This window comes from Phycisphaerales bacterium (genome assembly GCA_040217175.1).
Taxonomy (GTDB): domain Bacteria; phylum Planctomycetota; class Phycisphaerae; order Phycisphaerales; family UBA1924; genus JAHCJI01.
Window position 1 is genome coordinate 42,053 of sequence record JAVJNT010000001.1, and the last position, 25,559, is coordinate 67,611.

The following is a 25,559-nucleotide window of genomic DNA, read 5'->3' on the forward strand; positions in this document are numbered from 1 at the left end:
GCGCCGGGCATATGCTGCCATGATGCGATCGAGTTCGAGCCATCGAGTCCAGGCCCATCCGCTCCGGCGGGCTGGCGTGGCGTCGTTGGTCTTGGCCGTCGCATACGCATCGCACGCCCGGACGTCCCAGGCCGAAACACAGAACCCGCCGGCCGATCCGCCGGCAACGTCGACCGAACCGGCGTTCGACCCGGTGGCCATCCTCCTTGCTGCCGAAGGGGACGATGCTCGGCGTCAGGTCGCTCGGGGCTTGCTGCAGCGATTTACGAGCGATGCATCGCTCGCCATGCCTGACGCGTGGCTCCTCGAACAGCCCGCGGCATCGCTTCGCCTGCTGGGCGACGTGGCCGCGACGCAAGAAGACTTCGACGCGGTCGCCGCGGGCATCGTGCGTGCCATGCGCATCGGCGGTGGAAACAACGGCGCGGGCATCAGATCGCTCGATGTTGGGTCGGCCGATGCGCGTGCAGCGTGCCTGACGATGCTCGCGAGGTCGAACGACCCGGCGGCCGCCGAACTGCTCGTGTCGTGGCTCGAGTCGGCCTCCGCCCGCGATCGTGGCCCCATCGTTGCTTCGCTGGTGGCGATGACGGGCCGGGCCGACCTGGGCGATGCCCCCGATGCGTGGCGTCAGTGGCTCACCCGCCACCGGCACCTCCCGCCGATCGCGTGGCGGGCGTTGCTTGCGCGAGGCTTACGCGAGCGAGCCGAGTCGCTCGACCAGCGCGAACGCGACCTGCTGCGGACGCTCGTCGAAACCACGCGGAGGCTCTACGCAGCGCTGCCCGCTACCAACCGGCCGGCGGCGCTCGCCCGGATGCTGCAAGACGCCGAGCCAGCGATTCGCCTGGCCGCAACGGACATCCTGCTGCGCGAGCTCGAGCGTGGCGTCATGCCGTCGAGCGAAGTTTCGACGGCCGTGGTCGCGTTGCTCGACGATCCGCAGGCGAGCATCCGTCAGGCGGCCGCGGTGCTGGTCGATCGCATCGTGCCCGAGGGCTCGGCCGTGCGGCTGAGCGTGGCGCTCCGGCAAGAGCAGGATCCCGACGTGGCCGCCGTGATGCTGCGGGCGTTCCGCCGGTCGCCCGATGCCACGGCGATTGATGCGGTGCTCCGATGGCTGGAGCATGGCGAGCCGACACGCGTGGCGGCGATGCGGGCCATACTGAGCCTACTCGAGGCCGGTTTCCAGCCAAACGAGTCGCAGCGCGGCCGCGTCCTTGCGCAATTGGACCCGCAACAGTCGGCGTCGCTGACGCCCGCGGGCGTCCAGGTGCTCGCCCGCTTGGGCGGTCGCCCGGGGCTCGAGATCGTGCGATCGCTTCTGTTCTCGGCGCGGCCCGAAATCCGACGGGCGGCGTCCGAGGCGCTGCTGTCCAGCGAAGAGTTCGTCGACGATCTGCTGGTCGCTGCCGAGGCCGATCCGGCCCTGCTCCAGCGGGCGGCCGATGCCATCGCGATGCACAAGCCCTGGGCAGGGCCGCTTCGACGCGTAGCCACACTCGAGGCACGGTCGACGGTGGACGCAAGCGCGAGCGAGCCCTTGCCCATCACGGCGTCGCTCGCACGACTCTTGTCGATGCAGGAACGACTCGCGGCCGCGCAGACGCTGGCTGGGCACCCGACCGCGATCCGCGCCGTGCTTGGTGCGCCGTCTCGCCCGGCGTTCGTCGATGGTCCCGCTGGCGATCGCGACTTCGCCCGCGCACGCTTCCTGCTGGGCCTGCCCGAGCCCGAGCCTGAGCCGCAACCCGAAGCGGTCGAAGTACCGCAGGACGCGACCGCCGAGCAGGACGAGCCTGCCGCCGCGCCGCCTGGTTGACGATCTAGCCGCGGGGCTTCAGGCCCTCGAGCGGCTGGATGAAGTGCATCGAGATCAGCACGTAGGGCTGGCGGCCGTAGCGATAGATCGTGCCGCTCACCTCGAAGGCCACGCGGTCGCCGTACCGATCGACGGCCCGCTCCATCGCTCGCAGAGAGGCGTTGGGCAGCACGAGCAGCGGCGTCTCGGCCGCGGGCACGTCGGCGTCCTGATCGAACGCGAGCGTCCAGAGACCGCGCTGGCGTTCGAGCCTCACGCGGCGGCGAACGAGCCGATCGCCTTCCTGGTATCCGTCCTGCTCGATGAGTTCTTGGCCCTCGCCGCCCGGGTTCTCTGAAGCCTCTTGGGTCGCGGGGGGCGAGACCGACGGCGCCTCGAGCGAGCGAGCCCGACGCCGGCCCGACTCGAGCTCCTCGGCGATGGCCCGGAGCTGCGGATCGATGCGGCTGAGCGGGTCGACGCCCGGTCCTCCCTCGTCATCGGCAGGGCGTTCGGCCTCGACCGGCGCGACCGTGGGGGCGGTGATGATCGCGTAGTTGGTCGGCAGCAGGTAGTTCGTGTCTTCGTACACCGTCAGCACGCCCGTCACCCGAACGGCGGGCGCTGAAGCCGAGTCCACCGACTCGATCATCCGCTCGAGCTGGCGGCAGGGCAGCAGGACCATGGCCTTGGGCTCCCCGTCATCGCCCATGAAGACGAACGCCCACTCGCCAAAAGGCGTGCGTCGCAGCAGACCGGGCCGCTCGGGCAGCACCGCGCCCTCGACGGCGAGCACGCCGAGGCCCGTCGCGCCGGGCTCGCTGACGCCCAAAAGCAGCTCGCGGATGGCCTCGGGCAGTGGCGAGTCGTCGCCGGACGGATCGGCATCTTGGGCAAAGGACGCGCCGGCTGCGAGCAGGCCCGACGCGAGGCAAAGCGTGGTGAGAAAGCCAGACGGGTGCATCACCCAAGCGTATCGGCCCCGACGAGGCTCATTCTGGAAGACCGGCCCCGAGATCCTGCTCGGCCTGGTCGCCACGAAGCCAGCCGCCCTCGCGTTGCTCCGGCCCCGGGGGGCCGCAATACTCCCCCCCAATGCCCGCCTTTCGGCGACTCGCCAAGCTCATGCTCGACTTCAAGGGTCGCATCGCCCTGGCGCTGGTGTGTGCGGTGCTCTCGGGCGGCAGCCTGGCCGGTGGCTTGCTGACCGCGTCGCCCATCATCGACGGCCTCTTCGAGGAGCAGCAAGGCCTCAGGCAACTCGCCGAGCGGTACAACGCCCGCGACGACGCCCAGTGGACCGTCCCGGCGGGGCTCGTCGAGCAGCTCCCGACCGAGGCATGGCCGAGCATCGTGCTGCTCGTGGTCGCGATCGCGGTGCTCGCCGTCGCGTCCGGGCTCTTCCAATTCACGCATTCGTTCCTGGCGCTCACGGTTGTCCACCGGACGGTGATGCGTATCCGTCGCCGGGCCTTTCGCTCGCTGCTCTTCATGCCGCTTCTTGCAGCCCAGCGCGGAGGGACCGACGAGGAGGCCGGTGCGTCCAACGGCCCGGTGAGCGGGTCGGACGCCGTAAGCCGGCTCATCGCCGACGCCGACCAGTTGGCCTACGGGTTCGAAGCGTTGCTGAGCAAGGCGGTCACGCAGGTCACCAAGGGGCTTGGTGCGCTCGTCTTTGCATTCGTCATCAACTGGCAGCTTTCGCTGCTGGCGATGGTGATCGCGCCAGCCGTCTGGGGCGTCATCCGCTACTTTGGTCGGCGAATCAAGCGGGCATCCAAGGCGGCAATGGGGCATCGCGCGCAGCTGCTCTCGATCGCGACCGAGGCGGCCCAGGCGCTCCGCGTCGTCAAGGCGTATACCGCAGAGCGTCGCGAGGCCCACCGCTTCAGCGTGGCCAACCGGCGTGTCTACCACCAGATGCTCAAGGCCCGGACGGCCCGAGCGCTGTCCAAGCCGTTCGTCGAGGTCCTCACCGTCTTCATCCTCGTCGTGCTGGTGCTGGTGGCGTTCTGGTTCATCCGTCGGGATCACCTGCAGGTGCCAGACTTCGTCAAGGTCCTTGCCGGTTTGGCCCTGGCAGGGGCGGCGCTCAAGCCCCTCACCGGGCTGGTCAACGACATGCAGACGTCCGCCGGCGCGGCAGAACGGCTCGATGAGTTGCTGCACGCCAGCACAGAGCCCGGCCACGAGCCCGGCGTCGAGCGTCTGCCACGCCATGGCAAGAGCATCGAACTGGTGGATGTCGCCGTGCGATATCCCGGCGCACGCACGCCGGCCGTCGACGGCGTGAGCCTGAAGATCGAGCACGGCGAGCGGGTGGCGATCGTCGGGCCCAACGGCTCGGGCAAGACCACCCTGCTCGGCCTGCTCTACCGCATGTACGACCCCGAGCGCGGGGCCGTGGTGATCGACGGGCATGACCTCACGCGGGTCTCGGTCCGGTCGTTGCGCAAGCAGATCGGCGTGGTCAGCCAGGAGACGGTGCTGTTCGAGGGCACCGTGCGAGACAACGTCGCGTATGGCAAGCCCACCGCGACCGACGAGGAGGTCCAGTCGGCCCTCGATCGGGCCCGGGCGACCGAATTCGTCAGCCAGATGCCCGGCGGCCTGCAGGCCGAGATCGCCGAGCGGGGTACCTCGCTCTCGGGCGGCCAGCGGCAGCGGCTGGCGATCGCCCGGGCCATCCTGCGGGACCCGGCCATCCTGATCCTCGACGAGGCCACCAGCATGATCGACGCGGGCTCGGAGGCTCGGATCAACGAGGCCATGGACGAATTCAGCCTGGGGCGCACGACGGTGGTGGTGGCCCACCGCCTGAGCACCGTCCGGCGGGCGGACCGCATCGTGGTCCTCGAGGCCGGCAGGGTGGTGGACGTGGGCACCCACGACGAGCTGATGGCCCGCTGCGAGCTCTACCAGGATCTCGCGCGAACGCAGCTATTGGGCGGCGAGGCAACGACCGATACTGACGGCGAGGACGCCCCGGGTTGACGGCCATATGCCGTGGGGTACGATGTTGGCTCGCTTTTGGGCGAGGATTCCTCCCGTGGAGCGGGGGGTAGCCCGGAGCGCCGCTGTAGCTCAGTGGTAGAGCGCACCCTTGGTAAGGGTGAGGTCGTGAGTTCAAGTCTCACCAGCGGCTCTGACAGCCTTGCGACCGATGCGCGGCCGGGCGAAGACCACGCCCGGGCGCGGGTCTGGCGGACGCCGGCGAGGCCCGATTCGGGGCCTCGACCCGTCTATAATCCCTCCCGCGGTGTTTTGGGCGAGGGGATTGTGGGCTCGGAGCACCGCCGGGCACGAGGCAGACATCGCCGGTTCCGCGTGGATTCCGGCTGTGATTCATGAGGAACCGGTCGGCCAGACGCCCTTACAGCGGGGCGGCCGACGACGAGGCAATGCTGGAGGTAGACGGCGATGGCAAAAGATGTCTTCGAGCGGACCAAGCCGCACGTGAACGTCGGCACGATCGGTCACATCGACCACGGCAAGAGCACCCTGACGGCCGCGATGGCCGCTCGCTCGGCCACCAAGCGGGGCGGTAAGGCCAAGAGCTACGCCGAGATCACCAAGGGTGGTACAGTGCGTGACTCGTCCAAGACGGTGACGATTCACTCGTCGCACGTCGAGTACGAGACCGACAACCGCCACTACGCCCACGTCGACTGTCCGGGCCACGCCGACTACGTGAAGAACATGATCACCGGCGCCGCCCAGATGGATGGCGCGATCCTGGTCGTGTCGGCTGCCGACGGCCCCATGCCCCAGACCCGCGAGCACGTGCTCCTGGCCCGCCAGGTGGGCGTGCCCTACATCGTGGTGGCGCTCAACAAGGTCGACCTCGTCGATGATCCCGAGCTGCTCGAGCTCGTCGAGATGGAAGTCCGCGACCTGCTGAGCAAGTACGACTTCCCCGGCGACGACACCCCGATCGTGCACATCACGGCCAAGGCCGCCGTCGAGGCTCCCGATGACGACGCCGCCAACAAGGGCGTCGACGAGCTGTTCGACGCGCTGGACAGCTACATCCCCGAGCCGCCCCGCGAGAGCGACAAGCCCTTCCTGATGGCCGTCGAGGACGTGTTCAGCATCAAGGGTCGCGGTACGGTCGCAACCGGCCGCATCGAGCGTGGCGTGGTCAAGGTCGGCGATGCCGCCGAGGTCGTCGGCCTGCGTCCCGAGCCGCTGAAGACCACCATCACCGGCGTGGAGATGTTCAACAAGTCGATGGAAGAGGGCATGGCCGGCGACAACTGCGGCCTCCTGCTCCGCGGCGTCGAGAAGGGTGACATCCAGCGCGGCCAGGTCATCGTCAAGCCCGGCTCGATCCAGACCCACCGCAAGTTCAAGGGCGAGGTCTACGTGCTGACCAATGAAGAGGGCGGCCGCCACACGCCGTTCTTCTCGGGCTACAAGCCGCAGTTCTACATGCGGACGACCGACGTGACCGGCTCGGTGAACCTCCTGGGCGGTGCCGAGATGTGCATGCCCGGCGACAACGTTGAGGTCGAGGTCGACCTCGAGGGCAAGCCCGTCGCCATGGAGGCCGGGTTGCGGTTCGCCGTTCGCGAAGGTGGCCGCACCATCGGCTCGGGCGTCGTCACCGAGATCATCGAGTAAGCACCTTTTGTTCAACGCCCAAGAGGACGTGACCCATGGCTAAGAAGAAGGGCGCTGCCCGCGAATACGTCTGGCTCCAGTGCAGCGAGACCGGCGACCTCAACTACCGCACCTCGGTCAACGTCCGTGGTGGGCTGCCCGAGGGCATGAAGGAGGGCATCAACAAGTACTGCCCCCGCCTTCGAAAGCACACCCTCCACAAGATCAAGCGCAAGTAGCCCTCGCCGGCTACACGCATCTGACCATCGCCGCGGCGGGCCCGATAGCCCGCCGCGGCGTTGTTTTTGGGGGTTGACTCGCCCTCCGTCCGGTGAAAGGCCGGCCCGGCGCTAGCCGATCAAGGACGGGAAGTTCTTGAAACTCGATTCTCGCGGCGGTACACTCGCCCTTACCCGTGGGGCACAGACGCCCGGGGCATAGAACGGAGACGCACGATGCACGTTTGCACCAACCACGCTTGCCACGCCTCGCACGCCCACGCCGGCTTCTGCACCGATTGCCTTGCGTTCCACGCCGGAGTTTTCTCGGTGTCGGTGCCCACGGTGCTCGCGATCGCCCTGGGCGTTGGCCTGCTGGCCTACGCCGGCCGTCGCCTTCTCAGCATGCGTGAGACTCGCGTCGCCGTCGCCTAATGGCGGCGCTTCTGGCTGACGCCAGATGACCGTTCCATACTGGCAGAGATCCTCGAGACCACAATCGATCGACGCGGATGTCGCCGTCGTCGGCGGTGGCATTTGTGGCTTGTCGGCCGCGCTGCACTTCATGCGGCGCGGCCTCAGTGTCGTGGTGATCGAGCGGCACGCGCCCGGCTCGGGCGCCAGCTCGCGCAACGCGGGCTTCCTCATGCGCGGCATGGCCGAGAGCTACAAGGTCGCGCGTGAGACCCTGGGCGAGGATGCGGCGCGGAACATCTGGCGGTGGAGCGAGGAGAACCTGCGTGGGCTCCGATCAGAAGGCGCCGCCGAACTGCCCTCGTACCGCCATACGCCGAGCTGCATCCTGGCGCTCGAACAGGACGAGGCCGACGACCTCGCGGCCTCCGCATCGATCTTGCAAGATGATGGCTTCGGCGTGCTGCTCGCCGAGTCGGGCGCCGACAGCGCGTGGTCGAGCGGGCTGCCCATCCTCGGGCTCGTGAATCCCGGGGATGCCACGATCAATCCGGCCGAGCTCGTGGGCCTGCTTGCGTCCAAGCTTGGAAGCGCGGTCCTGGCCGGGCACGAGGTGCACGCCATCGAGCACGCCGAGGGCGACGCGAGTCACTGCGTCGTCCATACCGCCGGCGCGACGGTGCGATGCCGACGCGTGCTCGTGTGCACCAATGCGCACGCGGGCTCGCTCTTCCCAGAACTCGAGGACGTCGTGCGACCCAACCGAGGCCAGATGCTCGCGCTTTCGGCCGAGGGCGCCAGGCTCGACTACGCCTATTACGTGAACCGCGGGCACGAGTACATCCGTCAGACGCCCAGCGGCACGATCGTCGTCGGCGGCTGCCGGGGGCGGTTCGCGACGCACGAGCAGACGAGCGACGACCGCGCGACGCCCGAAGTGCAGGAGGCCATCGAGGCCTTCGCGCGCATGCTGCTGGATGCGCCGATCCGGGTCGAGGCGCGTTGGGCCGGCACGATGGGGTTCTCGCCCGACGGCATGCCGCTCGTGGGGCCGATCGGCGAGGGCAGCTCGATCTGGTTCTGCGGCGGATTCACCGGGCACGGGATGTCCCTGGCTTATCGGACAGCGGCGGGGGCCGTGGCGGCGATGCTGGACGGCCCCGATGCCGATCCGCTGGCCGGCACGTTCTCTCTGGCGCGCGTTCGGGCCGTCGGCTCGGCGTAGTGGCTCTCGACACCGCGTTTTTTTGACTGCGAGGGCCACTTTTTCGGCTTTTTGCGTCGCGGTCTCCCTCCGGCTGCTGTAATCTGTGCATGGAGCCGGCCCGCTCGCGAGGCCGCCCGATACCCCGGGGAGAGAATCGATGCGCAGAACCGCCCTCGCCGTGCTGGCCGTTGCCGGCCTTGCGTCGTTCAGCTACGCGTGCCCTGCCGACCTTGACGGCGATGGGTCGCTGACGATCTTCGACTTCCTGGAGTTCCAGAACCTGTTCGCCGCGGGCGACCCGGCGGCCGACTTCGACGGCGACGGCGACCTGACTTTGTTCGACTTCCTGGCGTTCCAGAACGCTTTCGACGCCGGATGCCCGGCCGACGTCACGGGCGTCGAGATGGTCGGTCGCGGGATGGCCGCGTTCCCGCACGTCGAGATCGTGGACACCTTCGTGATCGGTCAGACCGCCTCGATCGGGATCGACCCGGTTGCCTATCCCGATGTGGTCGGCGTGCCCGTTGACGTGTACGTCGTGGAAGCACGCACGCAGGCCGAGTGGGATGCCGACGCGACGCTGGTCGACGCACGCGTGTCAGGTGCGCAGAGCCTGACCTTCCCGGGCGGCTCCTTCGCGTCCAACGTGTTCACGCTCAATGCCACGGCGCTGCTTGCGCCGGGCGAGACCGAGGTGCCGGTCGCTGGTGGGTACGACGTCGTGGTCGACGCCGACCGAGACGGCATGCTGTCGGCCGGGGATCTGATCGACGGGCTCGGCGACGCCACCGGCATGTGGTACGCCAAGGACCTGACGCGGCTCGGCCCCTACGACCGGGCGCCGGCTCGGGATTACGCTGTGAGCTGGCCCGGCCTTCCCTCGCACCGCACGCGCGAGCTGCTGGTGTATCCGGCCGACCCGAGCCTGACGGATATGCCCGTCGTGATCATCGCGCACGGCAACGGGCACGACTATCGCTGGTACGACTACGTCCAGCAGCACTTGGCCAGCCACGGCTACGTGGTCATGAGCCACCAGAACGACACGATCCCGGGCATTGAGGCGGCCAGCGACAGCATGCTGCGCCATGCCGACGCGTTCCTGGGCAACTACGCGACGTTCGCGCCGGATCTGGCCGGCCGCGTGGATACGAGCCGGGTGATGTGGATCGGCCACAGCCGCGGCGGCGAGGGCGTGGTCCGCGCGACGAGCAAGATCGTCGACGGCGTGTACACGCCCACGCACTATTCGCTGAGCGACTTCAAGGTCACCAGCAGCATCGCCCCGACGGTGTGGCGCGCGACGCTGAGCCAGATCCACGACCAGAACTACCACCTGCTGTTCGGCGCGGCAGACGGCGACGTGTGCGGCTGCCCGCACCGCGACGACCGGCAGAGCTTCCAGCTCTACGAGCGTGGCGTCGGTTCGAAGCAGGTGACCTACGTGCACGGGGCCGACCACAACGACTTCAATTGCTGCGGGTTCGACGACTTTACTGGCCCGGCGGGGACGGCCATCGGCCGGCCCGAGGGCCAGCGCATCGCCAACGCCACGTGGCTGGCGCTGGCCGAGCGGTACCTGCGGGACAACGACTGGGCCGAGGAGTTCATCTGGCGGCACCAGCGGTCGCTGCAATCTCCGAGCATCGCGCAGAGCTCAAAGATCATCCGGGAGCACAACCCCGGGCCGGACGTGGGCATGGTCGTTGATGACTACCAGAGCGAGCCGTCGGCGACGGTGGCCAGCGGCGGCGCGGTGGTGTCCTTCGACGTGTCCAGCCTCACCGAGGGGCGCCTGGAAGACCGCGACTCGGCCTTCTCGCCCCTGGGCACCGACCCGATGAACGGCATGACGCGGGCGAGCAGCGCGTCGAGCGATACGACCGCGGGCGTGGTCTTCGAGTGGGACGGCGCTGACGCGGCCTACGAGTTCGAACTGCCCGTGGCCCAGCGAGACCTGACTGGCCTGGGCAGCCTGAGCCTTCGGGTCGCCCAGTCGACGCGGCACCCGCTGACGACCGGGTCGCTCGCCGACACGTTCTTCACGATCGAGCTGGTCGACGGCGACGGCAACGCGAGCGCCGTGTCGACGGCGGAGTACGCGGGCGTCAGGGATCCCTACCAACGGGAAGGCTTCGGCTCGGGCGATGGCTGGCAGAACGAGTTCGAGACGATCCGGCTGCGGCTGGTCGACTTTACTCGTGACGGACGGGCGATCGACCTGGCAAACGTCGAGACGATCCGGTTGCGATTCGGTCCGAGCCACGGCTCGGCGGCGGGCCGCATCGGCCTGGACGACGTGCGGCTGCTGCCATAGCCGACGGCCGGTGCGAGGAAAGTACGAGAGACACCACGAGAAAAACCCCGGGGAGCGGAGGAAGAGAGACATGATCAAGACCACACGAATCGCCGCGGCGTTCACGATCGCTGCCGGCCTTGCCATCGGTTCGGCGGCGCACGCACAGGCGGACTGTCTGGCCGACCTCGACGGCGACGGCGAGCTGACGGTGTTCGACTTCCTGGAGTTCCAGAATCTGTTCGACTCCGGCGACCTGCGCGCTGACTTCGACGGCAACGGCCGCCTCGACATCTTCGACTTCCTCGAGTTCCAGAACCAGTTCGCGATGGGGTGCCCGTCTGGAGACATCCAGGAGCTCGAACTCGCGTCGATTGCGCTGGGCGAGTTCCCGCACGCCGATTACGTCCGGGCGTTCAACACCGGGCAGGTCATCTCGGTCGCGATCGATCCGGCGCTCGCGACGGTTCCCTCGGGCACGGTCGACGTGTATCTCGTCGACGACAAGAGCTCGTCGGAGTGGGTGTCCGATCCGACGCTGGTCGACGCCCGCGGCTTCGCGCAGCCCGCGACGTTCGGCGGCGGGGCCTCGACGGCCGACAACATCGCACTCATGGGAGGTACGAGCTTCCTGAACGCCGACGCCGGCGAGAGCATCGGCGTGCCCTACGACGTGGTGATCGACGCGAACCGCAACGGCATGCTCGACGGCGGGGACCTTATCGATGGCTTCGACGGCACGGGCTTCTGGCTGTTCAAGGACCTGACGACGCTCGGCCCGGTGGCGCGAACGCGCGTCGAGACGTATACCGCCAGCTTCCCGGGCATCCCGTCGGGTCGCAACCAGCAGCGGCTGACCTACCCCAGCGACATCGGCTCGCGGAGCGACGTTCCGGTCGTGATCATCAGCCACGGCAACGGCCAGGACTACCGCTGGTACGACTACATGCACGACCACTTCTCCAGCCACGGCTGGGTCGTCATGAGCCATCAGAACAACACCCAGCCCGGCATCGAGACCGCCTCGGACACGACGCTGCGGCACACCGACTACTTCTTCGGGAACCTCGCGACGATCGCGGGCGGTGCGCTCAACGGCCGGCTCGACCAGAGCCGGACGGTGTGGATCGGCCACAGCCGCGGCGGCGAAGGCGTCGCCCGCGCCTACGACCGCATCGTGACGGGCAGCTACAACCCGCAGAACTACGACCTGAGCGACATCCTTGTCGTCTCGAGCATCGCGCCGACGGACTTCGGTGTCCGCGCCCTGCCGGGCAGCTCGAACTTCCACCTGATCTACGGTTCGTCGGACGGCGACGTCCGTGGCAGCGTGGCGAGCGGCAGCAAGCCCTTCGCGATCTATGAGCGCGGCACGGGCGACAAGCAGGTGACCTACATCCAGGGTGCCGACCACAACGACTTCAACTGCTGCGGTTTCAACGACTTTGCTGGACCTCCTGGGACGGAGATCGGCCGGGCCGAGGTGCAGCGGGTGGCGCTCATCGATTGGCTGGCGCTCATCCAGCTGTACGTGCGTGGCAACGAGCCGGCTCGCGACGTGAACGAGCGGCAGTGGGAGAGCCTGGACTTCCCGGCCATCAGCGACACCACCGTGGTGGACAACGAGTTCCGCCCGGCCCGCGGCGGCGACGACTTCGTCGTCGATGACTTCCAGTCGCAGAGCGCGACGTCGATAGCCAGCAGCGGTGCGACGATCACGACGAACACGTTTGGCGTGTTCGAGGGCCTGATGCGGGACCTCGACAGCAGCTACACGTGGAATCCCTCGCAGCCCATGAACGGCATGTCGCGCAACCGCCCCGGGTCGCCCGATACCTCGAACGGCGTGACCTTCGGATGGGACGGGTCGCCGGCATCGTTCGTCTACTCGCTCCTACCGATCCAGCGGGACGTGAGTGACTTCGTGTCGCTGAGCTTCCGGGCCTGCCAGATCAGCCGTGCCCCGGAGACGGTCGCTGAGCTCGAAGACCTGACCTTCACGGTCACGCTCGTGGACGGCTCGGGCGGCAGCAGCTCGATCAACATTGGCGCCTTCGGCGGCGGCATCGAAGAGGTCTACCAGCGGACGGGCTCGGGCTCGGGCGCCGGCTGGTCGAACGAGTTCGAGACCATCACGATCAAGCTGGCCGACTTCCTGCGTGACGGCACGGCGCTCGACCTGAGCGACGTGACGCAGGTGCGATTCGAGTTCGGTCCGGGATTCGGCTCGAACGAGGGACGCATCGGGCTCGACGACGTCGAGTTCCGGGTCGAGTAGGCATCCGATGGCGTAGGCTTGGTCCATGGCCCAGGCCCTGCGCATCGAGGATCTCAGCTTTCGCTACGACCGGCGGGACGTCGATTCCCCGCCGGTCGTTCGTATTGGCCGGCTTGAGTTGGCCGATGGCGAGATGGCGTTGCTGCGGGGCAAGTCCGGCAGCGGGAAGACGACGCTCCTTGGGCTCATCGCCGGCCTGCTCGAGCCTTCGCTCGGTCGGGTCTTCGTCGCCGGGGAAGACCTGCACGCGCTCCGCGGCGCGACGCGGGACCAGTTCCGCGGGCGCCACCTGGGCGTGGTGTTCCAGACGTTCAACCTGTTGCACGGATTCAGTGCTCGCGAGAACGTGATGGCCGGCATGATGTTCTCGGCCATTCCGCGGAGCGAGCACGATGCCCGGGCGTCGATGTTGCTGGAGCGTCTGGGTATCGAGCGGGTCGATGCGCTGCCCGAGCAGCTCAGCGTGGGTCAGCAGCAGCGGGTGGCCGTCGCGCGGGCGGTCGCCGCGAAGCCCACGCTCGTGCTGGCCGACGAGCCGACGGCGAGCCTCGACCCCGAGAACGCCGACGCGGCCATCGAGCTCATCAAGGACGCGTGCGCCGAGGCCGGCGCGGCGCTGCTATGCGTGAGCCACGACCCGTCGGCCGAGTCGCACTTCGATCGTGTCGAAGACCTTGCGAGCCTGGCGGAGTCCGCCGCGGAGCCGGCCTGATGTCGCTTCGAAGCTCCAGGGTCGTGCTGGGTTCCTTGCTCGCCAGGCGTTTCCAGACCGTGACGACGACGATCACGGTCGCCATCGCCGTCGGCCTGCTGCTCACGATCCTGAGCATGCGCGACGCGACGCGGCAGACGCTCGAGCGCGGGGCCGGCAACATGCACCTGGTCGTGTCGGCCGAGCCCTCACCGCTGGTCAGCGTGCTGAACTCGGTGTTCCACGCGGGGACGCCAAGCCGCGCGATGACGTGGCTGCAAGTCATGCAACTCCAGCGCGATCCGCGCGTGGCGTTCGCGCTGCCCATCCAGCAGGGCGATTCCTTCGAGGACTATCCCGTGACGGCGGTGCAGCCGGCGTTCTTCGAGCAGTTCAGCCCCGATGCCTCGTACGACCCGCAGCGTGACGGCCAAGACGGCCGCTGGCTCGCGGCAGAAGGCCGCCTGATCCAGGACCGTTTCGAGGTTGTCCTGGGGTCCCTGGTCGCGAAGGAGTCGGGCCTGCAGCTGGGGGACACCATCCTCCTGACCTGCGGCCTGGCGGGCGGCGGGTTCGTGCACGACGGCTTCTCGTATGAAGTGGTGGGGGTGCTCGAGGTCAGCGGCACGCCGCACGACCGCGTGATCTTCAGCGACCTGGCGTCTGGCTGGATCATCCACGCCCAGGACAAGCGAGATCGAGAGGCCGGCGGAAGCGCCGATCGCGTGACCGAGGACGACCTGAGCGCGGCCGACCGGCTCGTGACCGGCGTGTACCTCCGGGGCGTGGTCCGTGAGGGGCGCCAGGCGAGCGCGGCGATCGCCGAGCTCGCCAGCGAACTGCGCCGCAACCCGTCCATCACCGTCGCGTCGCCGGCGTCGGAGATCGAGGCACTCTTCCGGATCGTCAACCGCGTCGATCGGTTGCTCATCGCGGTGGCGTTCGTGGTCCTGGTCTCTGGCGCGGTCTCGACCATGCTGGCGTTGTACTCATCGGGCCAGATGCGCCGGCGAGAGATCGCGACGTTCCGCGTGCTGGGTGCGAGCCGGGGCCGAATCGTCCGGTGGGTGCTGGCCGAGGCCGTGATCCTTGGTGCGACCGGGGCCGTGGTGGGCGTCGGCATGAGCGTGCTCGGCGGCCTGGCCGTGTCGTGGGGCTTGAAGGTGCAACTCGGGCTGGTGGTCGAGCCGGCGGTTTCCCTTGCGGCGTTCGGGGCCGTCGGCGCGGCGGCGGTCGTCTTAGCGGCCTTGGCGGGCGTGGCGCCGGCCGTGCTTGCCTATCGGACGCCCGTGGCGGAACACCTGCGTCCGTTGGGCTAGCCTTCTCTCGATGATGGACGGGACAAAGCAGAGCAAGGTGCCGCCGGCGGTCTTCGTCGGTGGCTTCGTCGGATTCGTGCTCGTCGTGGTCGTGGCGCTGGCGGTCTTCGAGGCCAGCTCGATGCCCTCGGCGGGCTCGACGGCGTCAGCCGACGCTGCTTCCGGCGAGGTCGAATCCGTGATGCCGGTCGCCAGCGTTTCGGAGGCCGCCCGTTCGGGTTCGGTCCGCGAGCAGGTCGCCCAGACCGCCGAGCACCAGGACCTCGGCCTCACGGCCATGGCGCCGCTGTACTCGCCCGCGGTCGCGAGCGTCGAGCTGTACGCCGAGGGTGCCGAGGAGCCCCGGGTTACGGCCGGCTTCTTCGTGGGCCCGGGCCGGATCGCCGCTCCGAGGTCGTTGGTCGAAGGCGCGATCCGGGGCGAGGTGGTGCTCGACGTCGGTCGCCGTTTCGAGGTCCAGCGCATCGTCGCAGACGTTCCTGAGTTCGATCTCGTCTTGCTCACGGTCGATCTTCCGAGCGAGCTCATGCGAGGCCTGCAGACGGCCTTGCTCGAGCCCTTCCCGGAAGAGAAGCTGTTGCTCATCGGCCGCGCGATCGATCCCGGCGCCGAGAATCCGAATCATCCGGCCGAGATCCGAGAAGTGTCCCGGGTGCGGGTCAAGGACCAGGTCGTCCGCATCGAGATGACCGAGCCGCTCGAAGAGCAGTGGCTGGGCGCTCCATTGATCAACGAGACTGGAAAGCTGGCGGCATACGTCGGCCGCGGCCCCGAGGGCGAGGTCATGGCGTTCGGTGCCGAAAAGCTTCTGCGCGTCGAGCCACTGCCCGGTCTTTCGCTCTCGGACTGGACCGGCGGCACGAGCGTCGAGTCGACGAGGCCGCCGCCCGAGACCGAGGACTTGTGGGCGGAGATCCGCGCCTTGCCAAGGCCCGAAGGCTTCGGCGAGGCGCCAACCGAGTTCGCGAGCTTTGACGTGCGGCCGGCGAAGATCGAACGCATCGACGGCAAGCTCAGGCTCGACGATCGGTTTACGGTGCCCGGATCTGGCACGGCGAGCGATCCGTACGTCCTGCCCTGGGCCTTGCTCATGTCGGCGGGCGAGACCTTCAATCCCGCACGCGGTCGACTCGTCCTGCCCGAGCGTGTGACGATGTTCGACGGGAAGTGGGTGCGCTTCGAGGGCAGCCTAGCGATCCCTTTCGCCGAGCGGTTTGTCAGTGAATTGCTCTTGATGCAGCACCCGTGGGATGGCTGCTGCCTTGGCGTGCCGCCGACGCCGTATGATGCCATCGAGGTCGCGCTCGCGGCGCCGATCGAGAGCCGTCCGCAGTTCGGCGTCGTGAGGGGCCGGTTGAAGGTCGATCCGTTCGTCCGTGGCAAGTGGCTCTACGGCATGTACCTGATGGAGGGGTCGTCGCTCTCGCGGAGCGACGCTTCGGAGGACGACTGATGCGACTGAATGCGGCCGCTGCGGTGGCGGTGCTGGGGGCCTTGTTTCTCATCTCGGATCGGGCCCTCGGGCAAGCCCCGCCGGCGACCGTGCGCATCGACCAGGCGCGAAGCGAACCGCTCGAGACCTGGCGTGAGTCGACCGGAGAGATCCGTGCGTCACGGCGCAGCGTGCTGGCGGCCGAGGAGGAGGGCCTGGTCGCCGAGGTGCTCGTGCGTGAGGGCGATCGGGTCGAGGCAGGGCAGGTCATCGCGCGGATCGATGACCAGCGTGCCACGCTCGAACTGCGAAGAGCCGAAGCGTTCCTCGAGAGCGTGAAGGCGGTCGAGGCCGAGCGCGAGGCGCTCGTCGACAATGCACGTCGGGATCTGGAACGCGTCCAGCAGACGTTCGACCGTGGCGGCGGCAACGAGCGCGAGATCGACCAGGCACGCACCGATTTGCGCGCGGCCGAGGCGCGTCTGGCGGCGTCCCGCGCCGATGTGGTGCTCAACGGCGTGCTCGTCGACCTGGCCAAGACGCGGGTCGAGGACATGATCGTGCGGGCGCCCTTCAGCGGCCGCATCGTCCGCCGCAACGCCGAGGCCGGCCAGTGGCTGGGCGCAGGCGATCCGGTTGCCGAACTCGTATCGCTCGAGACCGTGGAGGCGTGGATCGACGTGCCCGAGCGGTTGATCGGACGGCTGACGCAGGACGATGGCCGCGTGCGGGTCCGCGTTACCGCAACTGGCGACGAGGTCGAGGCCGAGCGGTACACGATCGTGCCCGACGCCGACACGCGCAGCCGCCTGTTCCCCGTCCGCGTCGTGCTAGCCAACGAGCAAGAGCGATTCCGGCCGGGCATGAGCGTCATCGGGCTGACGCCTACTGGCGTGACCGAAGCGACGCTGACGGTGCACAAGGACGCCATGCTGCGAGACGACGCGGGCGAGTACGTGTACTTCGCCGTGCCGGGCCAGGGCGGCGGGTTCGCCGCGGCTCCGGCCCGGGTAACGCGGCTGTTCGCTTCTGGCGAGCGCGTCGCCATTCGCGCGAATGCCATGCCGCCGGGCGCGATGGTGGTGATCGAGGGGAACGAGCGCATGTTCCCGATGCAGCCGCTGAACATCCTGAACATGCCCGCCGACCAGCAGCCGGCGCAGGGCGCAGGCTCCGGCGGGAGGGGCTGACCGGTGGACCTCGTTCGACTCGCGATCCAGCGACCCGTGGGCGTGGTCGTCGCCGTGCTCATCGTGGTGATGTTCGGGCTCATCGGCGTGGGCGCCATTCCCATTCAGCTCACGCCGACGGTCGATCGGCCGGTGATTACCGTTTCGACGTTCTGGCCGGGCCGAAGCCCGCAGGAGGTCGTCGACGAGATCACCAAGGAGCAGGAAGAGCAGCTCAAGAACGTCTCGAACCTCAAGTCGATGCGCTCCACGAGCAGCGAGGGCTCGGCGTCGGTGACGCTCGAGTTCTTCATCGGCTCTGACATCGACCGCGCGCTCCAAGAGGTCTCCGACGCCTTGCGGCAGGTGCCCGACTACCCCGAAGAGGTCGACGAGCCGATCATCGCCGATACGAGTGGCGGGCCCGAGAACGCGATCGCCTGGATCATCATCGACATCGATCCCGAGCACCTGGACGAGTTCGGCGACTTCGACATCACGACGCTCTTTGATCCGGTGGATCGCGAGATCCGCCCGTTCCTCGAGCGTGTCGGCGGCGTGGCCGAGGTCAACGTCTATGGCGGGCGCGAGCGCGAGGTCCGCGTACTGCTCGATCCCTACGCCATGGCCCAGCGCGGGCTCAACCACGTCGACGTGTTCGACGCCCTTCGCGGCGAGAACCGAAACGTGTCGGCCGGCACGCTGGCCGAGGGCAAGCGCGACTACCGCGTTCGCGTCGTCGGCCAGTTCAGCGACACCCAGCAGGTGCTCGACACCATCGTCGCCTATCGCGATGGCAAGCCCGTGTACCTGCGGGACATCGGCACGGTCGAGCTCAGCCACGAGAAGGCCCGCGGCTTCGTGCGGTCGCTCGGGCAGCCGTGCCTGGCGATCAACGCGTTGCGGCAGACCGACGCCAACGTCGTCGAGGTCATGGCCGACATGCGCGAGCAGCTCGACCAGATCCGCCAGGACATCCTGCCGAACCTGCATCCCGAGGTTGGTCCCTACCTGCGGATGCGGCAGGTCTACGACGAGACGACGTACATCAGTTCGGCCATCGACCTCGTGCTGGAGAACCTTTGGATCGGCGGCATCCTCGCGGGCGTCGTGCTGCTGGTCTTCCTGCGCAGCGTGCCCGCGACGCTCGTGATCGCGGTGGCCATCCCCATCTCGATCATCGGCACGTTCCTGGTCTTGCTCGGGCTGGGGCGCACGCTCAACGTCGTCTCGCTGGCGGGGCTGGCGTTCGCCGTGGGCATGGTGGTCGACAACGCCATCGTGGTGCTGGAGAACATCGACCGCCACCGCGCGATGGGCAAGAAGCCGGCGATCGCGGCCTACGACGGTGCGCGCGAGGTCTGGGGCGCGGTGCTCGCCTCCACGCTCACAACCGTGGTCGTGTTCGTGCCCATCCTGACCATCCAGGAAGAAGCCGGCCAGCTCTTCCGCGACATCTCGCTGGCCATCGTCGGCGCGGTCTCGCTCTCGCTCATCGTCTCGCTCACGGTCATCCCCTCAGCGAGCGCCGCCATCCTGGGCGAGCCCAGCAAGCCCAAGACCAAGGCGGGCCGGGCGCTCCGTTCGCTCGGCGGGCTCGCGACGCTCGGCAACGCGGCGTCCGAGGGCTTCGGCCGGGCCATCCGGTGGCTCATGGGAACGTGGCGCGGCGCCACGCTGCGGCCGCTGGCGATCATCGTCCTGACGGCCGCGAGCCTGCTTCTGTCGTGGGTGCTCATGCCGCCGCTCGACTACCTGCCCGCGGGCAATCGCAACCTCGTCTTCGGTGGGCTGCTGTTGCCGCCGGGCCTGAGCGTGGAAGCGCGCACCGAGCTGGCCGAGCGCATGGAGGCCCAGGTCGGTCCGTACACGACGCAAGAGCTCGGCAGCGACGACGCATCGCAGCTCGCCAGCATCCCGTACGGCTTTGCGCCCGACCCGGTGACCGGCCAGATGCCCGCGTATGAACCGGTGGCGATCGAGAACTTCTTCATCGGCGCCTTCGGCACCTCGATGTTCGCCGGCGCGACCAGCGCAGACGAGCGTGTCGTCATCCCCGTCGGCCAGATCCTGACCAACAGCTTCAACCAGCTCAACAGCGACATCTTCGGCGGCGCGAGCCAGGCGTCGCTCTTCGGGGGGGGCATCCGCGGCGGCGGCACCATCGACATCGAGATCAGCGGGCCCAACCTCGCCAAGGTCAACGCCGTCGCCCAGCAGGCCTTCTTCGCGGCGGCGGGCACGTACGGCTACGGCCGCGTCCAGCCCAGCCCGGCCAACTTCAGCCTCGAGCAGCCCGAGGTCCGCGCCGAGATCAACTCGGTGGGCCGAGACCTGGGCCTGACCACCGAGGGCGTGGGCCTGGCCGTGCGCGGGCTCTTCGACGGCATCTTCGTGGGCGACTACCAGCTCGACGGCGAGAAGGTCGACCTGGTCATGCTGCCCTTCGGCGGCCGGCTCGAGTACCTGGAGAAGATGCTGAGCATCCCGATCGCCACGCCGGCCGGCCCGGTCGTGCCCATCGACAGCGTGGTCGACGTCAAGCGTGGCCTGGCGCCCCAGGAGATCAGCCGCGTCGAAGAACTGCCCAGCGTCACCATCAACGTGCGCCCGCCCGAGGGCGTGCCGGTCGCGCAGGTCAAGGACGAGATCCGCCAGAACATCATTACGCCGCTGCGCGAGAGCGGGCAGATCGACTCGACCATGCGCATCTGCCTGGAGGGCACGGCCGCGAAGCTCGACGAGGTGCAGCAGGCGATGTTCGGCGTGGGGCTCGACGACGCCGGCGGAGCATCGGGCGGCGCCGGGTCGCGGCCGCTGTGGCTGTTCGGCTGGGCGGCCCAGGCGGGCGGGCTGGCGCTCGCGCTGGTCACGATGGTCGTGGCGGTGCGCCGCAAGAAGTTCTTCTACGCCTACGGCGCGCTCGGCCTGCTCCTGGTCGGCGGCATCCTGCTCATGCTCTTCGGCGGCTTGGCGGCCAACCCCGGCCTGCTGACCGCCCGCTTCGTGTGGGCGCTCGCGGTGGTGTACCTGCTGATGTGCGCGCTCTTCGAGAGCTTCCTGTACCCGCTGGTCATCATGTTCACGGTGCCGCTGGCGATCGTGGGCGGGTTCGCCGCGCTGGCGTGGGTGCATGCGGTGTCGGCCGCCGACCCGACCATCGCCCCGCAGAACCTGGACGTGCTCACGATCCTCGGCTTCGTGATCCTGGTTGGCATCGTGGTGAACAACGCGATCCTGATCGTGCACCAGAGCCGCAACTTCATGGAGAAGGATCCGCTCACCGATCCCGACGTCGACGTCGACCACGCCCACGAGGCGATCGCCCGCGCCACCACCAGCCGCATCCGCCCGATCTTCATGGGCACGATGACGAGCGTCGGCGGCATGCTGCCCCTGGTGCTGTTCCCAGGCGCGGGCTCGGAGATGTACCGAGGCTTGGGTTCGGTCGTCGTCGGCGGCCTGCTGGTCAGCACGTTCTTCACGCTCCTGCTGACGCCGCTCTTGTTCAGCCTGGTGGTCGACATGCGCGTCGCCGCCCGCCGTGCGCTGGCGCGGAGTCGCCGGGCGGACGAGGCTCCGGCCCCGGCCACCGCACCACAGCCCGCGTAAGTCGATCCGCGTGTTGCGGGGCGGGCCAAGGATGTCCCCGTGCGACGCTTCGCGTTCATGCTGGCCCTGCTGCTCGCCCTCGGCCTGAGCACGAGCGTGCTGGTCGCGTGGGCGGGCGCCCTGGTCGATCGCTCGGCGTGGCCGGACACGCCGCTGACCGGCGAGCCAGTTGGCAGCCGGACCGAGATGCGGGGATGGCTGGTCGAAGCGGGACGCGACCGGACGCTTTCGTGGCAGACGTTCGACGCCCTGGACCTGTGGGACGAGCCGCCGGATCTCGACACGCCCACGAACCTTCCCGCGTGGAGCGTGGGGCACGACCTCGCCGACCAGCCCGGGCCGTTCGCGCCGGCGCGGCAGCGGACGTTCGACGAGGCGTGGGAGGTGAGCGCCGGGTGGCCGATGCGGTGCGTCCGCGCGGTGCGCACGGCGGGGCCGACCGAGTACGCGCTGCCCGGCGAGTTCGTGCGCGGGGGGTTCGCGGCGATGGCGGTCGACTGGCCGGCTGCCACGGGTGCCGTCGAGGGTGCCGATCAGATCCGGTTCGACCCGTGGCCGGTGGGGCCGTTCGCGGCGATCGTGCCGCTGCGGCCGATGCCGGTTGGGCTCTTCGTGAACACGCTCGTATTCGCACTCGCGTGGTCCATCCTGCTGCTGCCGCTGTGCGCCCTGCGTCCGCTGCGTCGCCGCCGCCGCAGGAAGCGAGGCCGCTGCGTCCGATGCGGGCACGACCGCGATGGCCTGCCGGAGGGTGCGCCGTGTACCGAGTGCGGGCATGATCCCGCCGCGCGCTCGACGGTCCTCGAGCTGCTCGCCGCGCGCGCCCCGGCGCTCGGCGCCGCGCTCGCGCTCGTCCTGGTTGCCGGCGCCAGCGCCGTGCTGCTGACGCACCGGTGGATGGCCGTCGACCCGCTGCCCCCGCTGCATCGCGCGGCGGCGGCGGGGGACGCCCCGCAGATCGAGCGCGTGCTCGCCGGCGGCGCGGCGATCCACCAGGCGCTCGGCGAGCGGGCGGGCGTGCCAAAGTTCCTCGACCACTCGACCCCGCTGCACTGGGCCGCCGCCCGCGGGCACGCGGCGGCGGTGAACGCGCTGCTCGACGCCGGCGCCGACCCGGCGATGCAATCCTTTGGCTACCCGCCCATGGTCGTCGCGCTCTTCCACCGGCACGAGCCCGTCGTCGAAGCGATGCTCCCGCACCTGGGCCGGTTCGACACGCCGTCGGGCCTGGAAACGGCGTTCTGCCACGCGAGCGACGCCATGCGCGCGCGTCTGCTGGCGCACTTCGAGTGGGAAGACTGGCGCCTCCAGAACGCCGCGTGCTCGGCGATCATGGGGTGCGACCCCGCGTGCGTCGAGCAGCTCGTTGCCGGCGGGCTGGATCACGTCGGCGACCATCAGCGCAACCTGCTGCGCCACGCCGTCTCGACCGATCGGCTCGCCTGGGAGGCGCCCTACCGGCGCGACCTGGGCTCGACCGCGCACGTGCTGGGGCTCGGCCTGAGGGGCACCGAGACCGCCGCCATCCACGCGTTCGACGAGGCGATGCTGTCGGGCTGCCTGCCGGCGTTCGATGCGATGCTCGAGGCCTATCCGATGCGGCGCTACCGCGTCGAGATCTGCTCGCCGAGGGACCTGGCCGCCGCCGCGGTCGGCGGCGGCGAGCCCATGGTCCGCCGGCTCGTCGAGCTGGGCGCGAGCACGAACGTCGGGGGCCGCGACGTCGGCAACGCGCTCTGGTACGCGGCGATGCAAGCCGAGCCGGACGCCGTTGCGGTGCTGCTCGACGCCGGCGTCGACCCCACGCACGAGGCCGACGGCCGGACGGTCCGCCGGTGGCTGCTGGAGACCGCCGAGCAGGCCGCCGGGGACCCCGACGCGAACCGCTGGGCCGCGTCGATCACCGGGCACGATGGGTTCGGGCGCCTCGTCGAGATGCTCGAGGCCGCCGAGGCGGCGTGGCACGCCCGCGAGCGATCGGAGCGGGACGCCCCCGACCCCGGCGATCCCTGAGCGCAGCGGGTCGTGTTCGCCGCGGAGCGGGCGGCGTGCGCCGCGGGGCGGGCGGGGCACGGCAACGGGCCCGTGCCATCGGGCAACGGTGCGTGCGCACGCGTCAACGATCCGATGCGACGCGTCAACACCCCATAGCGATGCGTCAACACGGCATAGCGACGCGTCAACGCGGCATTGACGCTTCGAATCCGGCCGTTGACGCATGGAATCGGGGCGTTCTCGCGTGTTCGCGGCCCGTTGAAGGGCGTCAACGGGCGCAGGACGTGCCGGTTCGGGGCGTTCGAGGCCGTTGCGGTGGTTTTCGGGTCATGCGGGCGGCCGTGCCGGTCGATGGATGAGGACGCGGGAACCGCCGGCGCTGCCCGGCACGCCCTCGGGCGCTCCCGACAACCCCAGACAGGACGACAGCCATGCCCGAGAACCTGCCCCGCAACCCGACCGACGCCCTGGACTGGATCCGGGCCCGCGCCCAGCGGTGGATCGACCACGCGGGCGAGATCGGGCTGAGCGAAGCGTTCGCCCAGGAGATCCGCGACCTGGCCGAGGAGAGCCGCATCAAGCGCCGCGAGGCCGACGAGGCGGCCAGCCGGGCCAAGGCCGCGACGCTCGCGTGGCGCATCAGCATCCGCCACGCGATGGACCGCACGCGCGCGGCCATCGGCGCCATCAAGACGCACGCGGCCGTCACGCAGGACCCAGGCGTGTACGCCCTGGCGGGGCTCAGCCCGCGCGACAAGCCGGGCGACGCCGGGCCGCCCGAGGCCCCGTCGAGCCCGAGGTTCGTCGTGCGCCCGGGCGGGGCGGTCGAGATCTCGTGGGACGGCGGCGGCCCGCAGGGGACGTTCTACGTCGTCAAGCGCGCGCTGCCCGGCGAGCAGCAGTACACCATCATGGGCACGACGACCAGCCGGCGCTTCACCGACGAGACCCTGCACGTGGGCGTCGGCCGGGTGCACTACGCCATCGATGCGCAGCACGGCCGGCACCTGGTGCGCGGCGACGTCCTGCCCGTGCAGCTCGGATCGAAGGGCGGGTCGACGCAGGAGGGCGGGGGCGTTGGCGCGAGCGGCCGGGACGCCGCGTAGGGCCCGGCCGGGGCCGCCAGCGCCCGCGAGATTGCAGGAGCGCGCTGGTGGCACGCGGGCCGAACGTCCGGTATGGTGCTCAGAGGAGGACGGCCCATGACGAGCACCCGATCGACCGTTCTCGCCGCCGCGGCCGTGCTGCTGGCCGCCGGCGCGGCGAGCGCCCAGATCGCCCGCAACGGCATCACGATCCTGGTGGACGACCCGGTGCTGGAGCCGGGGCAGTCGACGACGATCCGGATGGAGGCGTACTTCGACCCGCGTGACCACGCCATGGGATTTGTGGAGACGTCGCTGCGCTCGTCGGCCGGGGCGTAGGGGCTGGGCGATCCGCGGTTGGTGCCGCCGATGGACGGGCCGCGCAGCACGGCGGGCGTGATCGACGGCGCTGGCGTGAGCGGCATCATCGCCTGGCAGTTTCACTTCTTCGGTGGCGTCTACGGCGATCCGAGCAACCCGATCGCCTTCTGGGAGGCGACGTACACCGCCCCGGTCGACGTCGCGGCTCCGTTCGATGTCGGCCTGATGACCGAGACCATCGTCTTCGATGTCTACTTCGATCGCACCTCACCTGCTTTCGAGTCCCGCCTGGACGACTTCGCCGAGGGCGAGGCGACGATCCGCGTGGTGCCGGCGCCGGCGGGCGTGGTCGTGCTGGGCGGACTGCTGCTGACGGTGGGGCGGCGGCGGTAGACGCGGCGACTGATCGCCGTGCATTGCCGGCTCGATGGCGGCACGTCCGGTATGGTGGGAGGAGGAGGAGCGCCGATGGCCATCACGCGATTGCAGACCCTAAGCGCCGCGGCCGTGCTATTGGCTGCCGGCGCGGCGAGCGCCCAGGTCGCCCGCAACGGCATCACGATCCTGGTGGACGACCCGGTGTTGGAGCCGGGGCAGTCGACGACGATCCGGATGGAGGCGTACTTCGATGCGAGGGATTACGCGATGGAAAGGGTGGTGACGTCGCTGCGCTCGTCGGCGGGCGCGCAGGGGCTGAGCGAGCCGCGCGTAGTGGGGAGTCTCGCCGGGGCGGGCTCGTCGGGGGGGATGGTCGATGCTGGGGGCGTGGGCGGCATCATCGCCGGGCAGTTGCACGGCATCGGCGAAATCTACGGCGATCCGACCAACCCCATCGCCTTCTGGGAGGCGACGTACACCGCCCCGGTCGACGTCGCCGCTCCGTTCGAGGTCCGCTTGATGACCGAGACGATCTTCTTCGATGTCTACCTCGAACGCGCCTCGTCTGGCTCCGAGTCCCGCCTGGACGACCTCGCCGAGGGCGAGGCGACGATCCGCGTGGTGCCGGCGCCGGCGGGGGTGGTCGCGCTGGGCGGGCTGCTGGTGGCGGTGGGGCGGCGGCGCGAATCCCGCCGCATCGCGAGCGCGCCGATCGCCTCGCCGCGGGGCGTCGGGGGCTGA

General features: G+C 69.5%; 19 protein-coding genes and 1 tRNA gene. 19 read left to right on the forward strand and 1 reads right to left on the reverse strand.

Annotation, left to right across the window (positions count from 1 at the left end; translation table 11 throughout):
- The first annotated feature begins 22 nt into the window (after positions 1 to 22).
- Complete coding sequence (locus tag RIA68_00245) at positions 23 to 1,822, forward strand: hypothetical protein (GenBank protein ID MEQ8315862.1); 1,800 nt, start codon at positions 23 to 25, stop codon at positions 1,820 to 1,822.
- Positions 1,823 to 1,826: 4 nt separating this feature from the next.
- Here RIA68_00245 and RIA68_00250 read toward each other — a convergent pair whose 3' ends face one another.
- Positions 1,827 to 2,765, reverse strand: a complete 939-nt coding sequence (locus tag RIA68_00250; protein MEQ8315863.1) for a hypothetical protein — start codon at positions 2,763 to 2,765, stop codon at positions 1,827 to 1,829.
- A gap of 131 nt (positions 2,766 to 2,896) precedes the next feature.
- Here RIA68_00250 and RIA68_00255 point away from each other — a divergent pair, with 131 nt between their 5' ends.
- The 18 genes from RIA68_00255 (at position 2,897) to RIA68_00340 (ending at position 25,559) form a co-directional block, all read left to right on the forward strand.
- On the forward strand, positions 2,897 to 4,795 hold the full coding sequence (locus tag RIA68_00255; protein MEQ8315864.1) for an ABC transporter ATP-binding protein: 1,899 nt from the start codon (positions 2,897 to 2,899) through the stop codon (positions 4,793 to 4,795).
- Positions 4,796 to 4,874: 79 nt separating this feature from the next.
- Positions 4,875 to 4,946, forward strand: a tRNA-Thr gene (locus tag RIA68_00260).
- Between the two features lie 275 nt (positions 4,947 to 5,221).
- Complete coding sequence (gene tuf, locus RIA68_00265) at positions 5,222 to 6,424, forward strand: elongation factor Tu (GenBank protein ID MEQ8315865.1); 1,203 nt, start codon at positions 5,222 to 5,224, stop codon at positions 6,422 to 6,424.
- Positions 6,425 to 6,459: 35 nt separating this feature from the next.
- Positions 6,460 to 6,642: a 50S ribosomal protein L33 gene (gene rpmG, locus RIA68_00270; GenBank protein MEQ8315866.1), complete on the forward strand. Its 183-nt coding sequence runs from the start codon at positions 6,460 to 6,462 to the stop codon at positions 6,640 to 6,642.
- Positions 6,643 to 6,858: 216 nt separating this feature from the next.
- A complete protein-coding gene (locus tag RIA68_00275) occupies positions 6,859 to 7,056 on the forward strand; it encodes a hypothetical protein (protein MEQ8315867.1) in 198 nt (65 codons plus the stop codon).
- Positions 7,057 to 7,081: 25 nt separating this feature from the next.
- A complete protein-coding gene (locus tag RIA68_00280) occupies positions 7,082 to 8,260 on the forward strand; it encodes an FAD-binding oxidoreductase (GenBank protein ID MEQ8315868.1) in 1,179 nt (392 codons plus the stop codon).
- Positions 8,261 to 8,399: 139 nt separating this feature from the next.
- A complete protein-coding gene (locus RIA68_00285) occupies positions 8,400 to 10,559 on the forward strand; it encodes a GC-type dockerin domain-anchored protein (GenBank protein ID MEQ8315869.1) in 2,160 nt (719 codons plus the stop codon).
- Positions 10,560 to 10,629: 70 nt separating this feature from the next.
- A complete protein-coding gene (locus RIA68_00290) occupies positions 10,630 to 12,816 on the forward strand; it encodes a GC-type dockerin domain-anchored protein (GenBank protein MEQ8315870.1) in 2,187 nt (728 codons plus the stop codon).
- A 25-nt stretch (positions 12,817 to 12,841) separates the two neighbouring features.
- Positions 12,842 to 13,528 carry an ATP-binding cassette domain-containing protein gene (locus RIA68_00295; protein MEQ8315871.1) on the forward strand — a complete coding sequence of 229 codons (687 nt, stop codon included), beginning with the start codon at positions 12,842 to 12,844 and terminating at the stop codon, positions 13,526 to 13,528.
- Entirely contained in the window at positions 13,528 to 14,826 is a 1,299-nt protein-coding gene (locus RIA68_00300) for an ABC transporter permease (protein ID MEQ8315872.1), read from the forward strand. The genes RIA68_00295 and RIA68_00300 overlap by 1 nt, the downstream gene beginning before the upstream one ends.
- 10 nt (positions 14,827 to 14,836) lie before the next feature.
- On the forward strand, positions 14,837 to 16,279 hold the full coding sequence (locus tag RIA68_00305) for a hypothetical protein (GenBank protein MEQ8315873.1): 1,443 nt from the start codon (positions 14,837 to 14,839) through the stop codon (positions 16,277 to 16,279).
- Entirely contained in the window at positions 16,279 to 17,448 is a 1,170-nt protein-coding gene (locus RIA68_00310; GenBank protein MEQ8315874.1) for an efflux RND transporter periplasmic adaptor subunit, read from the forward strand. The genes RIA68_00305 and RIA68_00310 overlap by 1 nt, the downstream gene beginning before the upstream one ends.
- 3 nt (positions 17,449 to 17,451) lie before the next feature.
- Positions 17,452 to 21,039 carry an efflux RND transporter permease subunit gene (locus RIA68_00315; protein MEQ8315875.1) on the forward strand — a complete coding sequence of 1,196 codons (3,588 nt, stop codon included), beginning with the start codon at positions 17,452 to 17,454 and terminating at the stop codon, positions 21,037 to 21,039.
- 39 nt (positions 21,040 to 21,078) lie between these two features.
- Entirely contained in the window at positions 21,079 to 23,052 is a 1,974-nt protein-coding gene (locus RIA68_00320) for an ankyrin repeat domain-containing protein (GenBank protein MEQ8315876.1), read from the forward strand.
- A gap of 413 nt (positions 23,053 to 23,465) precedes the next feature.
- The gene (locus tag RIA68_00325; GenBank protein MEQ8315877.1) at positions 23,466 to 24,140 is read left to right on the forward strand and encodes a hypothetical protein; all 675 of its coding nucleotides are present in this window, start codon (positions 23,466 to 23,468) and stop codon (positions 24,138 to 24,140) included.
- A gap of 96 nt (positions 24,141 to 24,236) precedes the next feature.
- Entirely contained in the window at positions 24,237 to 24,458 is a 222-nt protein-coding gene (locus RIA68_00330; protein ID MEQ8315878.1) for a hypothetical protein, read from the forward strand.
- Between the two features lie 30 nt (positions 24,459 to 24,488).
- Positions 24,489 to 24,833 carry a hypothetical protein gene (locus RIA68_00335; protein ID MEQ8315879.1) on the forward strand — a complete coding sequence of 115 codons (345 nt, stop codon included), beginning with the start codon at positions 24,489 to 24,491 and terminating at the stop codon, positions 24,831 to 24,833.
- Positions 24,834 to 24,908: 75 nt separating this feature from the next.
- Positions 24,909 to 25,559, forward strand: a complete 651-nt coding sequence (locus RIA68_00340; protein MEQ8315880.1) for a hypothetical protein — start codon at positions 24,909 to 24,911, stop codon at positions 25,557 to 25,559.